This window comes from Nonomuraea sp. MG754425 (assembly GCF_021699195.1).
Taxonomy (GTDB): Bacteria; Actinomycetota; Actinomycetes; order Streptosporangiales; family Streptosporangiaceae; genus Nonomuraea.
This window is the reverse complement of sequence record NZ_SSXE01000010.1, coordinates 74,511-86,599: the sequence shown is the minus strand read 5'-3', so window position 1 is coordinate 86,599 and position 12,089 is coordinate 74,511. Positions and strand designations below refer to the sequence as shown.

Below are 12,089 nucleotides of genomic sequence, written 5' to 3'. Positions count from 1 at the left end.
GGATGTCATCCTGGAGTACTTCGCGGGCCTCACGAACGCGAGTTCGACATGCGCTGCCACCGAGTGGGACATGATCGGTTGCTGTCTAGTGCGGATGCTTGCTCAGACTCACTGTCCCGACTCATTGAGCTTGGCGCGCAAACGAAGCCACGACCCATGATCGGTACGTGTCTGGTACGTGATCATGGGCAAATGCTTGCCATCGGCGGCATCGGTTGGCACCCCCCGGAACGCAGAAGGACCTGCGTTTCCGCAGGTCCTTGCCCATCTTACGATGTAGATCGCGAGTGCCCCCTGTAGGATTCGAACCTACGCACCCGGCTCCGGAGGCCGGTGCTCTATCCCCTGAGCTAAGGGGGCTCGACGAGTGTTAAGGCTACCAGCTCCTGAGGACCGCTCGGCACCAGATAAAGCTCCTTGAACACTTCCAGCGAAAACCCCTCGTGACCGGCTCGCTACGAGTTAACTTTGCGGCCGTGGGCGACGTTCTTGGGAAAGTACTGGTCGTAGACGATGACGAGGTCATCCGGCAGCTCATCGCGGTCAACCTGAACCTGGAAGGGTTCGAGGTCACGACCGCCACCGACGGGCAGGACTGCCTCGATCGGGTGCTCGACGTCATGCCCGATGTCATCACGCTTGACGTGATGATGCCGTTCCTGGACGGGTGGACGACGGCGCAGATGCTGAGGGACGGGGAGGCTACGCGGCACATCAAGGTCGTGCTGATCACGGCCAGGGCGCAGGACGACGACAAGGCACGGGGGCGGCGGATCGGGGTGGACGCGTATCTCACCAAACCGTTCGATCCGGCTGAGCTGATTCAGGTCGTGCGGGATCTGGCTGCGGGGATCCCGCGGGTGGACTGAGGCCGCACGTTCTGGGTGTGATGGGCCGGGCGGGCCCGATCTGGTCTCAGGACGAGCGGGGCGGGTCGCGTTCGGGCGGTGTCTGCGGTGCGCATTGCGGGTGGGGAGCGCTCCGGTAGGGCCTGGTCCGGGGGACGGTGCGGGCTGCGGGCTGTCTCGGTGGGCCTGGTGTGACAGCGGCAGGCTGTCGAAGTCGTTCGGGAACGCTGATCCGTGTGCCGGGCAGGTTGACCGGGTCCGTCCCGTTCGCGTCGCGGAACGTGGCCGGGCGAGGCCGCAGCCAGTGGGCTACGGCCTTCAGGCGGGTGAGGCGACGCCAGGTTCGCATGTCGCGTGCGGTAACCGGGCCGGAGGTGGCCAGGTTCCGCGTGATCGTGGTGTCGATCGGTCCGTCGGTACGATCCGCGATCCCAGCGGCACGTGGACGGGCCGGTCGCCGCGTAGCGGAAGGTCGCACGACCGGCAAGAGGTCGCCGCACCGCGTCGGCGAGGTCGCCGGGTCGCGGTCCGGCCCATCGCACGGGTCATCGCCGGGCCGGCAGCCGGCCGAGTTCTCCGCTGGATGCGGGAGTTGCTGGTCGAGCGGTTCCCGTCCTGCCGGCCGTCATCTCGTCGGCGTCCCGTCCGTGTATCGATCGGGCCGCGCGTGTGGTCGGTGAACAGCTCGCGGTTCAGCACCGGCCGCACGTACGGGTGCAGCTTCTCCCGCAACCGGCGCCGGACCTGGTGCTCGATGGACGTCTGCGGGAACCGCGCCAAAGCCAGCGCCTCACACTCCCGCAAGACCACCGCACGCCCTTGATCGCGGGCCAACGCGCGCGGCGGCGCAGGCGCGCGGGGGGCGCAAGAGCAGGCCGGCGCAGGGCAGCGCCAGCGCGGGGCGCGCAGGCGGATGGCCCAGGCGCGGGAGCGCGGGAGCGCGGGAGCGCGCAGGCGGCCCAGGCTCAGGCCAGCGCAAGCGCAAGCGCGGATGGCCCAGGCGCGGGAGCGCAAGCGCAGGCTGGCGCAAGGCAGCGCCAGCGCGGGAGCGCGGGAGCGCGGGAGCGCGGGAGCGCGGGAGCGCGGGAGCGCGGGAGCGCGGGAGCGCGGGAGCGCGGGGCGCACGCGGATGGCCCAGGCGCGAGGGAGCAGGCGCGAGGGCCCAGGCGCGAGGGAGCAGGCGCGAGGGAGCAGGCGCGAGGGCCCAGGCGCGAGGGAGCAGGCGCGAGGGAGCAGGCGCAGCACGGGGGCGCAGTGGCGCGCAGGGGGATGGCGCGGGCGTGGCGGCGCAGGCGCAGTGGCGTTCCAGTGGCCGTCCCGCATGCGCCCCCGCCACCCATCAGAACCAACACCCCATCAGCCGGCTCACCACCGTCCGGCCCCGGGGTCAACGCCCTACCGCCCCGTTCGCCGCTGTCCGACGCGGAGGACGTTCAGGTAACAGCGTGACGCCCGGTCGCCCATCCGTGTCCGGATCCGCTCGGCGATGGCGTCGAGCAGGGGCTCGCGGACGTCGCTGTCGAGGCGTCGATACAGCGACATCGAGCGAAGGTGATCGGCGAAGCCGGCCCCGTCGAACCATTGGACGGTCGGGTACCAGCGCACGATCACCGGGCCGAACAGGTCCCCGGGGCCGTCGGCCAGGCCCCAGCCGTCGTCCTCCAGCCGTACTTCGTCCTCCAGCGGCGGATGGCCCCAGCCGGGGTTCCCGGGGCAGAAGCGCTCGTGGAGATCGGCGGTCTCGGCGTAGACCTCCGGCTCCCCCGGCCTGCGGATGACGATGTTCCCGAGCAGCGCCATCCAGCCCCCGGGCCGGAGGACGTGGTGCGCGCGCGGCCAGCCGATCGACGGGTCGACCCAGTGCCACGACGACGCGGCCACGAGGGCGTCGAAGCGCCGGCCGCGGTCGTCCCACTCCTCGAACGTGGACAGCTCGATCTCGACGTCAGGGAAGTCGGCGAGCCGCCGCCGGGCGAGTGCGGCCAGGTCCGCGCCCGGCTCGACGGCGGTCACCGAGCAGCCGAGCGCCGCCAGGGGCCGCGTCGCCTGACCGGTGCCGCAGCCCACCTCCAGCACCGACGACCCTTCGTCCAGGCCGGTGATGGCGTGGAGGTCCGCGAAGAGTTCGTCGGGGTAGCCGGGACGGACCCGGTCGTAGATCTCCGGCACCTCGTTGAACACGCGGCCGATGTCCTGGCGATTCTGGCGTGTCTTCGGATCGTCTGTCACGAACGCACAAGCTACGAGGCCCGTCCGCGCGAACGCCACCGGTTTAGCGGCACAGGCCACCGAATTCCCGGAGGGCGCGGCGCGCGGCGTCGATGCCGACCTCGGCGAGCAGTCCAGGCGCGGCGGACTGGTCCGTGGCCACGGCGAGGGTGCCCTCGCGGCTGACGGCGGGGCGGTCGCGCCAGGTCGTCCCGGGCAGGTCGAGGGCCCCGGTGCAGTCGGTACGCACGGCGCTGCGGTACCACCGCACCGCGTCGCGCCAGCCGGGCCAGGACGCGTCGAGCAGGCTTCGCACGCGGCGTTCGGCGTCGGCCTTTCGCTCGTCCGGGGCGCAGGCCGCGGCGATCTGGACGAGTTCGTGCCCGGGCGGGGCCAGGGTGGGGTCGGCGAGGCTGTAGCGGGCGGCGTAGATGCGCTCGTCGAGGTCCATGATCCGGAACCAGCCGGGGGCGCGGTCGGCCCGCAGGCCCAGGTCGACCGTCGCCAGGCGGGCGCTCGGCCACGTGAGCGTGCTGTCGCCGGTGAGCCGGCGGGCGGTGGCCAGGCTGGTGGCCAGGATCGTCGGGCCATCCGGCGGGGCGGGCACCCTGGTCCGGGTGTGTATCCGCACGCCGAGGGCGGCGGCTCGCGCGGCCAGCAGGTCGACCAGGGTGGACCAGCCGCCGGTCACGTACCGGGCGCCGCCGGCCAGCGCCCGGCGCAGCCGCTCGTGGGCGAACGCGGCCGAGAGCCGTCCGGGGTCGTGGTCGAAGGTGAAGATGAACGTCAGTCCGATGACGGCCTCCGCCGTCCTGGCGTCGACGTGCCGGAGCAGCCAGGCGCGGAACGGCTCCCCTGCCGGGGCCTCGGCGGGCAGTGCGGCGATGGCCCGGCCGAGGTCGTCCGGCCATGGTCCGAGCCGGCCTCCGGTCCGAACGAGGCCGGCCCGGGGCGGCGCCGCCACGATCGGCGGGGTCAGGCCGCGGCGCTCCAGCCACGCCCACCACGGCCCGTCCACGTAGATCGCGTGCGCGCCGAGGTTGGCCCGGTAGGGAGCCGCGGACGTGCGCGCTCGCCCGCCCGGCCGGGTGTGCGCCTCGGCGACGGTCACCCGCCGGCCGCGTTCGGCCGCCTCGATGGCGGCGGTGAGCCCGGTCAGGCCGGCCCCGACGATGTGCAGGTCTGGTTTCACGAGACAGTCCTCTCTGCGTGATGTCCTCCTGGTGGGAAAGTGGCGGAGATCCCGCGAAAGGTTCCGGCCGATGTTCTTGTAACCTTCCTGGCGTGGATCCCGAGGACGTCGCCGCCGCTCAGCAGGGGGACGCGCTCGCGCTGGACCGGCTGCTCGACGACCTCGCCCCGTACGTCCGCCGGCTGTGCGCACGGATCGCCCCGGCGGCGGCCGACGACGCGACGCAGGAGGCCCTGCTGGCGATCTTCCGGGGCCTGCCGTCGCTGCGTGCCCCTGAGGCGATCATGACGTGGGTGCGGTCGGTCACGGTCCGGACGGCGGTCAGGCTCGCCCGGCGGCACGACCTGGAGGTCCCCGCGGAGGAGACGCTCGTGGACCGTCCCGCCGCCGCGCTGGAAGGGCTGGTGGACATCGACGACGCCCTGGCGCGGCTGCCGGTCCCCCAGCGCGTCGTGCTGGTCCTGCGCACCAGGGAGGGTCTCAGCGAACCGGAGATCGCCGACACGCTGGGGATCCCGCTGGGAACCGTGAAGTCCCGGCTGCATCGGGCCAGGGCCGCGTTCCGGGAGGTTTGGGAGTCATGACCGATCCTGTGGCGTACCCCGCCATCGACCCGATCGACCGCCTGGCCGTGCTCTCGGCCGGACTGCCGGGCTCCGTCGTGGGGCGGCGCCGCATCGCCGCGCCCTTCGAGGCGGTGTGGCAGGTCGTCGCGGACCTGGAGAACGCCACTCCCCGCTACGAGCCCGGCGTCGCCCACGTGCGCGTCGTCGAGCAGCGCGGCGAGTCTCTGCGCCTGCTGGTGCGGGACGTCTCCGGCCACGAGGACACGATGGAGGCCAGGCTGCGGCCGGGCTGGTGCGTGATGCAGTCGGCCACGATCGTCGTGGCCTTCGCCGCCCGCGATCTGGGCGGTGAGACCCTGCTGGCGCATCTCGAACACCGGCGTGGGCAGACCCTGGAACCCGGCGAGCCGGACCGCCGCGCCGCCCTCGCGAAGATCGACCGGGAACTCCGGACCATCGAAGGGCTCGTCACCCACGACGGGCGCTGAGCTCCAGGGCACGCGTTCCGGGCTACGCCGGCGTTCCAGGCGGCGCGTCGGCCAGGGTGACCTCGGTGGTTCTGACGCTGCCGTCGGGCCTGCGGTAGGTGACGGGGACGGTGGCTCCCCCGCGTACCGCCATGCGGGCGGCCCGCTGCTCGCGCGCGTTGGTGACGGTCTTGCCGTTGAAGGAGACGATGACGTCGCCGGCCCGGATTCCCGCCTGGTCCGCCGGGCCGCCCGGCGTGACGGCGGACACCAGCGCGCCGCTGTTGTCGGGGGTGTCGGCGCGGACGATGCCGAACAGCCCCGGCCGGCCCTCGGTGATGATCACGTCGAGGGGTTGCCGCTCGCCGTCTACAGTCAGGCTGCCGCTGTAGCGGGCGCGGGGCACGGGGGCGTTGAGGCCGGCCTGGAGCCAGACGCGTACGGGCAGGCTCCACCGCCAGCGCCCCGGCGGCGTGCGGACGGTCGCGGTGGAGCCGTCGGTGGCGATGGCCTCCGCGCAGGGTGGGCGGCAGTTCATCTCCAGGCGGGTGATGCGGGTGTGGCGCGGGGCGGTGAAGACGTACGTGCCCGGGGAGGGGCGGGTGCGGCGGTCCGGCGGGAAGGTGACCGGCTGCTCCGCGCCCGGGGCGTCGAGTTCCGGCACCTCCTGCTGCGGTTCGACCGCCGCCGCGGCGGTCGTATACGTGGACGCGGCCTGGGCGACGCCGGGCGGCGCCGGCGCGATCAGCGCCATGGCCCCCAGGCAGGCGATGACGGGTCTCATCGCCGGCCGGAGCACGGGTCGTCGGTCATGTGGGTCCGCCGTTTCGTGAGATGTCCGAGATGCTGCGTCGTCGTGAATCGGGCCGACCGCGTTCGCGCCCCATGACTCGTGCGCGAACGCGGCAGGACGGCCGGCGCCCTGGTGTCAGGTGGCGGGGATGCGGCGGCAGTTCTGGCCGTTGAGCCACAGGCTGCCTTCGGCCCAGCCGGTCGCGCAGTGGAAGGCGGCCCTGGAGTGGCGGTGGATGACGACGAAGTTGGCCACCGGGCCCCAGTGGGTGGTGTCGCAGTCGCGGGCGAAGACGTTGGGCAGTTCCGCCGCCACCTCCCCGCAGACGAAGACCTCGCCTGCCCGCGCCGCCGCCGACGTCTGCGTGGTGGCGGCTGCCGGGGTGGCGGCGAGGGCGGCGGCGAACGCGCCGATCGTCAGGGCTGCGCCCACCGCCCGGCGTGCCTGCCGTGTTGCACTCATGGGTGTTCTCCTCTCGGATGACCGGATTCCAGAGGGAGCCTATGCGATGAGTAGTTGCCCAACTACTGTCCGTGAGGTGACGGTTGTGCCCGCGCCCCTCGGGCCGAGCGCGGGCCGACGGTCAGCGCGTCGCGTTGTGCGGGGCTCAGGCGGTCCGGCCTCGGGGTGACGGCGAACGCGCCGCGCCCGGCCCGCTCCACGGCGAGCGGGTCGGAGAGGGCCGGATGGAGCATGAGCGCGTCGAGGGCGGCGGCGGTCCGCCGGACCGGCCAGTCCAGTGCCGTGGCGAGTTCGGCCACGGCGAGCGGCCGGGCGGCGTGCACCAGCGCGGCCAGCACGGTCAGCGCGTCGTGGACGGCGGCGTCGGCCAGGCCGCTGCCGTTCATCTGCTCGCTGATCCAGGTGAAGAACTCCGCCAGCCGGCGCAGCCGGGCGCCTGCGGGCGTGCCCGCGCCGAAGAGCTCGATCCCTTGCCACGCGGCCGCCGCGACCTCGGTGTGCGCCCCGGTGTCGGCCTTGAACGCGCGGAGCCAGACGTCGTCGTCGATGACGTACCGCTCGCGGCGGCCGGCCTCCCGTGCGCGCCTGACCAGCTCGATCGCCTCCAGGTAGGCGATCGCCTTGGACACCGACGCCGGGCTGACCCGGAGCAGGACGACGAGGTCGGCGGAGCGCAGGCCCTCGGAGCCGGAGGTGAGCAGGCAGGCGAGCACGCGGGCGGGCATCCGGGGCAGGCCGGTCGCGGCCAGCAGCGTCGCGAACCGGGCCACGAAGGCGCGTACGGACGCGGCCGGACCTCCGCCGGCCGGTGGCTCCGCGACCTGAGCCGGTCGGGGACGGCGGGCGCGCTGCCCGGCGGCCCGCTGGGCGCGGTCGGCGAGGTAGCCGCCGGGCACGCCGTTGCGGGCTACCTCGCGGCTGATCGTGGAGGTGGGCCGGCCCAGCCGCCTGGCGATCTCGGCGTAGCCCAGCCCTTCGGCCAGCCAGCTCGCGATCTGGTGGCGATCGTCGTGGGTCAGCCTGTCTCCGGGCATCGGCTCGCCCTCTGTCGGTTCGGGTGCGTTCACCAACAGTACATTGCAACGCCCGGTCGGCGCGTGTTGCATTGATCCACACCATCGTTGCAACGATCGACACGAAAGCCCAGCAAACAGCCATATTTTCGTTGACGAGACTTGAAATGCAACGTAGCTTTTTCTCACTTGGAAAGATAAGGGCAGGACGAGGAGCTCCTTGTGACAAGAGCGTTGAACGTGAATCGGATGCGAGCGCGCGTCGCCGAGTTGCTCGCGGAGTACCGGATCCCGAGCGCCGCGATCGGCGTCCTGCACGACGGGGAGATCACCGACTTCGCCGTCGGCGTCAGGGACGTCGCCACGCGGGAGCCCGCGACGACCGGCACCGTCTACCAGTGCGGCTCGGTGTCCAAGACGTGGACCGCCCTCGCCTTCATGCGGCTCGTGGACGAGGGGAAGATCGCCCTCGACGAGCCGGTGCGCAGCTACCTGCCCGGATTCCGGGTCGCCGACCCCGTCGTCAGCGCCGAGGTCACCCCCCGCCATCTCCTCAACCACACCAGCGGCATCGAGGAGAGCTACGGAGATCCGGGCGAGGACGACGACGTCTACGAGCGCATGGTGGCGAACATCGCCGACGCGCGGCAGGTCCACCCCTTGGGCCACACCCACGGCTACAGCGCGGCCCTCGGCTACGCGATCCTCGCCCGCGTCATGGAGGTGACCGACGGCAGACGGTGGGACGACATCATGACGGACCGCCTGTTCGGCCCCCTGGGGCTGACCTCGACGAGCAGCCGGCGCGAGCACGTGGACCGCGGCCGGGCCGCGACCGGCTACCTGGTCCGATCCCTCGAAGAAGGGCCCGTGCTCACACCGCTGGACCACCTGCCGCGCTCCTTCGGCCCCGGAGGGAACGTCAGCACGACGGCCCGGGAACTGCTCACGATGGCGCACGTCTTCCTCGACGACGGAAGGGCGCCGAACGGGACCCGGATCGTCTCGCCCGGCATCGTCCGCGAGATGACGGAGTCGCGGGTCCCCGTTCCCGACCCGTACCTGTTCGGGCCGGAATGGGCGCTCGGTCTCATCGTGTGCGACTGGCACGGCCAGACCGTCTACGCCCACGACGGCAGCACGGTCAGCCAGAGCGCCCGCCTGCGCATCCTCCCCGAATCGGGCATCGCCGTCGCGATGCTGGCCAACGCAGGGCCGCGCGACAGCTTCTACCGGAAGGTGTTCAACGAGATCCTGGCCGACCTCGGCGCGGTCACGATCCCCGCCCTGCCGGAGCCCGACCCGGCCCTGGCCCTCGATCCGGCCAGGTACGAGGGCTCCTACGGACGTCCCGGCACCCGCTACGAAGTGGCCGCCGAACAGGGCAAGCTGCATCTCAGGTTCACCCTGAACCCCATGGAGGCGCAGCTCCTCGACAAACCGGAACAGCTCGACTACGAGCTGGCCCCGATCAGCGAGACCCATTTCCTGATGACGTCCGACGACCCGATCGAGGACCCGCAGACCGTCGCGATCTACGAATTCGAGAACGGCTCCGCGCGGTACCTGCACACCAACTGCCGGGTGCATCCGCGAATCGACGAGGAGAGTGCCACGGTGCACGTCATGGCCGTTTCCACGATTTCCGACCACGACGGTTTCTGGGACTCCATCAAGCAGGCGTACGGCCGGCTTCCCGAGGGGGCCCGGTGGACGGTGGCGGTGGCGAGCGCCGACGGGACCAGGGCGGTGAACGTCATCGTCCATGACTCGGTCGACGGGGTGCGGAGCTTCTTCGAGGAGCACGCCGGCCGCCACGCCACGACCGACTACTTCGAGGCCGACGCCGCCAACGCGGTCGGCCTCCCGACGCTCTAACAGGTCACGCCGAGCGGGCGCGGCCGGCGTACAGGGCCGCGTGGCCGGCCACGAAGTCCCGGACGCTCGTGGCCGGTCGTGCGGTGACCTTCTCGACGTCGTGGGTGAGGCGGGCGTACCGGCCGCGGGCGTGCAGCCGGGCCATGGTGGCGATGTGCTCGGCCAGGTGGTCCGGCAGCCGCGCCTGGTTCAGGTCCTCCTTCAGCCACCGCTCCATGGGCACGTCCACGTACCGGATGGGCCGTCCCAGGGCTTCGGAGTACTCGGCGGCCACGGCGTTCATGTCCTCCGAGCGCGGCCCGGTCAGCTCGTACGCCTTCCCGAGGTGCGCGGCCGGATCGGCCAGGACGGTCGCGACCACGTCGGCGACGTCGCCGGCCGCGACGGGCGAGGTCCGCGCCGCCCCGAACGGCAGGCGGATCTCGTCCCCGACGGCGATGGAGGCGGCGGCGAAGCGGGTGAAGAAGGGATGCTCCAGGAAGACCGTGGGCCGGACGAGCACCAGCGGCAGCCCCGACCACGTGAGCGCCTGCTCGGCCAGCCAGTGCAGCCGCTGCTGGCGCGACTCCTCGGTGCTCGTGGTGCTCATCCCGGACACGGTGAGCTGCGAGAGGTTGACGAACGCCTCGATGCCGGGGCTCTCGCGGGCCACCGTCGCCATCACCACGGCGGCCTCCAGGTAGGACGGCGAGACGCTCATGGTGAAGAACACCCGGCCCACGCCTCGCATGGCGGGGACGACCTCGGCGGCGCGGGTCAGGTCGGCGACGACGACCTCCGCGCCGGTGGCCCGCAGCGCCTCGGCCCGCGCGTCCTCGCGATGGACCAGCGCCCGGACCGGCAGTTCCCGGCGCCGCAACGTCTCCACGACGGTCCGGCCGACGGCTCCGACACTGCCGGCGGCCCCCGTCACGAGAATCGGTCTGACCTGCGACATCGCCCACCTCCAGCCGCCCTCTACCACGAGAGCCGGCCGCTAATCGCGGGCCCCGGCAGGTCAGTCGGCCGAGTAGACCTCCGTTCCGCCGATGAAGGTCCTGCGGACGGTCACGTCCCGCAGTTCGCCGGTCGGGATCGCCAGCAGGTCCCGGTCGAGGACGGCGAAGTCGGCCAGTTTCCCGGCCGAGATGGAGCCCCGGACGTGGTCCTGGTTGATCGCGTGGGCGCTGTCGATCGTGTAGCTGCGCAGCGCCTCGTACGGGGTGATCGCCTCGCTCGTGCCGTACTTGGTGCCGAACACCGCCTCGCGCTCGACGCTGGTCCACATACCGAGGAACGGGTTGCTCGACTCCGGCTGCGAGCCGGTCAGGTCGGAGGATCCCGGGATGGTCAGCCCCTGGTCGATCATCGAGCGCAGTCTCAGCGCGAGCGGAAGCTTCTCGTCACCGAGCAGTTCGGCGTAGAAGTCGCCCATCGAGTAGAGGTGCGGCGCCTGCGGGACGCCGACGCTGCCCGAGTCGCGCAGCCGGGCGATGCGCTCGTCCGTCAGGTACGGGTGCGACACGTGCTCGACGCGGAAGCGGTGGTCGTCCCAGCCGACCGCCGGGATCTCGCCCTCGTAGGCGTCGAGGACGAAGTCGAAGGAGCGGTCGCCGGCGGCGTGCGTCACGAGCTGGATGCGGTTCGCCAGGCAGGCCCGTACGATCGCGCGGAACTCCGCCTCCTCGTAACCGAGCCCGCCCCGTTCCTCGGTGCCCCGGTACGGCTCGTGCATCGCGCCCTGTTTCGCGGAGACGCCGCCGTCCGCGAACACCTTCAGGCCCGCGAAGTAGAGGGAGTCGTCGCCGAGTCCGCTGCTCGTCGAGAAGTCCAGGACGCTGTCGAACCGGACGGCGTCCGGGACGACCGGGTAGTAGCCGATGCGCAGGGGAAGGAGGCCGCGGGCCTTGAGGTCCTGGAAGGCGCGGACCTGCCAGGCGTCCGAGACGATGTCGCCGATCGCGGTGATGCCGAAGCGCAGGAAGTAGTGGCGTGCCGCCTGGGCGATCGCCTCGACCCGTTCCTGCTGGTCGAACGCCGGCAGGGTCAGGACGTGGTGCGCGTCCAGGAACACGCCGTCGAGGCTGCCGTCCGCCTCGCGGCCGATGTGGCCCTGGGGCGGCGCCACCACGTCGTCCGGGATGTTCATCCGCTCGATGGCCAGCGAGTTGAGCACGTGGACATGGCCCGCCAGCCGGAGCAGGATCGGGTGGTCGGTCGAGACGGTGTCCAGCTCGCGCCGGGTCGGGTACCGGCGCTCGGCCAGGCGCTGTTCGTGCATCAGGTTGCCCATGCCCAGGATCCATTCGCCGGCCGCCTTGCCCGCGGCGGCTTCGCGGAGCCGGCCGAGCAGGCTGGGGATGTCCCCGTAGGGCGGCACGTGGATCCCGGTCCAGAAGTTGAGCGAGTCCGAGGCCCAGGCGAGGTGGGTGTGCGCGTCGGTCAGGCCGGGGATCACGGTCTGCCCCGCGAGATCGACCACGGCGGACGGTGCGGCGAGGCCGTGCAGGTCGCTCGCCGCGCCGACGGCGGTGATCCGGCCGTCGCGTACGGCGAAGGCGTCGGCCTCGGGTTGTGCGGGGTCCATCGTGTGGACGACGGCATTGACGTAGACGGCGTCGGCTTCGTAGGGGTGAGACATCTGACCTCCTGGTGGGACGGACAGGAACGGACGGCGCGGCGG

Annotated in this window: 12 protein-coding genes and 1 tRNA gene; 5 read left to right on the top strand and 8 right to left on the bottom strand. The window is 72.1% G+C overall.

What is annotated here, in order from left to right; translation table 11 throughout:
- Window positions 1–288 precede the first annotated feature (288 nt).
- Window positions 289–360 (bottom strand) — tRNA-Arg (locus tag FAF44_RS05625).
- 83 nt (window positions 361–443) lie between these two features.
- On the opposite strand from FAF44_RS05625, the gene FAF44_RS05620 reads away from it, so the two are divergent.
- Entirely contained in the window at window positions 444–869 is a 426-nt protein-coding gene (locus tag FAF44_RS05620) for a response regulator transcription factor (protein ID WP_237101927.1), read from the top strand.
- Window positions 870–1,431: 562 nt separating this feature from the next.
- Window positions 1,432–1,671, top strand: coding sequence for a CGNR zinc finger domain-containing protein (locus FAF44_RS54430; protein WP_272894088.1), 240 nt, complete (start codon window positions 1,432–1,434; stop codon window positions 1,669–1,671).
- A 572-nt stretch (window positions 1,672–2,243) separates the two neighbouring features.
- On the opposite strand, the gene FAF44_RS05615 is transcribed toward FAF44_RS54430, so the two are convergent.
- Together FAF44_RS05615 and FAF44_RS05610 are read right to left on the bottom strand one after the other, a co-directional pair.
- Window positions 2,244–3,077, bottom strand: coding sequence for a bifunctional 2-polyprenyl-6-hydroxyphenol methylase/3-demethylubiquinol 3-O-methyltransferase UbiG (locus FAF44_RS05615; protein WP_237101926.1), 834 nt, complete (start codon window positions 3,075–3,077; stop codon window positions 2,244–2,246).
- Window positions 3,078–3,120: 43 nt separating this feature from the next.
- A complete protein-coding gene (locus FAF44_RS05610; protein WP_237101925.1) occupies window positions 3,121–4,248 on the bottom strand; it encodes an FAD-dependent oxidoreductase in 1,128 nt (375 codons plus the stop codon).
- 92 nt (window positions 4,249–4,340) lie between these two features.
- On the opposite strand from FAF44_RS05610, the gene FAF44_RS05605 reads away from it, so the two are divergent.
- Window positions 4,341–4,832, top strand: coding sequence for an RNA polymerase sigma factor (locus FAF44_RS05605; RefSeq protein WP_237101924.1), 492 nt, complete (start codon window positions 4,341–4,343; stop codon window positions 4,830–4,832).
- Complete coding sequence (locus tag FAF44_RS05600; RefSeq protein WP_237101923.1) at window positions 4,829–5,302, top strand: SRPBCC family protein; 474 nt, start codon at window positions 4,829–4,831, stop codon at window positions 5,300–5,302. Before FAF44_RS05605 ends, FAF44_RS05600 begins: the two co-directional genes overlap by 4 nt.
- A 22-nt stretch (window positions 5,303–5,324) precedes the next feature.
- Here the strand turns inward: FAF44_RS05600 and FAF44_RS05595 are convergent, their stop codons facing one another.
- From FAF44_RS05595 to FAF44_RS05585, 3 genes are all read right to left on the bottom strand, one after another.
- Entirely contained in the window at window positions 5,325–6,065 is a 741-nt protein-coding gene (locus tag FAF44_RS05595; RefSeq protein WP_237101922.1) for a S1C family serine protease, read from the bottom strand.
- 144 nt (window positions 6,066–6,209) lie between these two features.
- Window positions 6,210–6,536 (bottom strand): hypothetical protein, encoded by a 327-nt coding sequence (locus FAF44_RS05590; RefSeq protein WP_237101921.1) that lies wholly within the window; start codon window positions 6,534–6,536, stop codon window positions 6,210–6,212.
- 62 nt (window positions 6,537–6,598) lie between these two features.
- Window positions 6,599–7,570: a helix-turn-helix domain-containing protein gene (locus tag FAF44_RS05585; RefSeq protein WP_237101920.1), complete on the bottom strand. Its 972-nt coding sequence runs from the start codon at window positions 7,568–7,570 to the stop codon at window positions 6,599–6,601.
- Window positions 7,571–7,798: 228 nt separating this feature from the next.
- Here FAF44_RS05585 and FAF44_RS05580 point away from each other — a divergent pair, with 228 nt between their 5' ends.
- The gene (locus FAF44_RS05580) at window positions 7,799–9,427 is read left to right on the top strand and encodes a serine hydrolase (protein ID WP_237101919.1); all 1,629 of its coding nucleotides are present in this window, start codon (window positions 7,799–7,801) and stop codon (window positions 9,425–9,427) included.
- A gap of 4 nt (window positions 9,428–9,431) precedes the next feature.
- Here the strand turns inward: FAF44_RS05580 and FAF44_RS05575 are convergent, their stop codons facing one another.
- Window positions 9,432–10,364 carry an NAD(P)H-binding protein gene (locus FAF44_RS05575; protein ID WP_237101918.1) on the bottom strand — a complete coding sequence of 311 codons (933 nt, stop codon included), beginning with the start codon at window positions 10,362–10,364 and terminating at the stop codon, window positions 9,432–9,434.
- A gap of 60 nt (window positions 10,365–10,424) precedes the next feature.
- Window positions 10,425–12,047: an amidohydrolase gene (locus tag FAF44_RS05570; protein WP_237101917.1), complete on the bottom strand. Its 1,623-nt coding sequence runs from the start codon at window positions 12,045–12,047 to the stop codon at window positions 10,425–10,427.
- Window positions 12,048–12,089 lie beyond the last annotated feature (42 nt).

What these genes read in the sequence shown, in the direction of transcription:
- FAF44_RS05575 (WP_237101918.1), bottom strand. Translation starts at nt 10,364, where the DNA reads ATGTCGCAGGTCAGACCGATTCTCGTGACGGGGGCCGCCGGCAGTGTC.
- FAF44_RS05585 (WP_237101920.1), bottom strand. Translation starts at nt 7,570, where the DNA reads ATGCCCGGAGACAGGCTGACCCACGACGATCGCCACCAGATCGCGAGC.
- FAF44_RS05580 (WP_237101919.1), top strand. Translation starts at nt 7,799, where the DNA reads ATGCGAGCGCGCGTCGCCGAGTTGCTCGCGGAGTACCGGATCCCGAGC.
- FAF44_RS05570 (WP_237101917.1), bottom strand. Translation starts at nt 12,047, where the DNA reads ATGTCTCACCCCTACGAAGCCGACGCCGTCTACGTCAATGCCGTCGTC.
- FAF44_RS05590 (WP_237101921.1), bottom strand. Translation starts at nt 6,536, where the DNA reads ATGAGTGCAACACGGCAGGCACGCCGGGCGGTGGGCGCAGCCCTGACG.
- FAF44_RS54430 (WP_272894088.1), top strand. Translation starts at nt 1,432, where the DNA reads ATGCGGGAGTTGCTGGTCGAGCGGTTCCCGTCCTGCCGGCCGTCATCT.
- FAF44_RS05600 (WP_237101923.1), top strand. Translation starts at nt 4,829, where the DNA reads ATGACCGATCCTGTGGCGTACCCCGCCATCGACCCGATCGACCGCCTG.
- FAF44_RS05595 (WP_237101922.1), bottom strand. Translation starts at nt 6,065, where the DNA reads ATGAGACCCGTCATCGCCTGCCTGGGGGCCATGGCGCTGATCGCGCCG.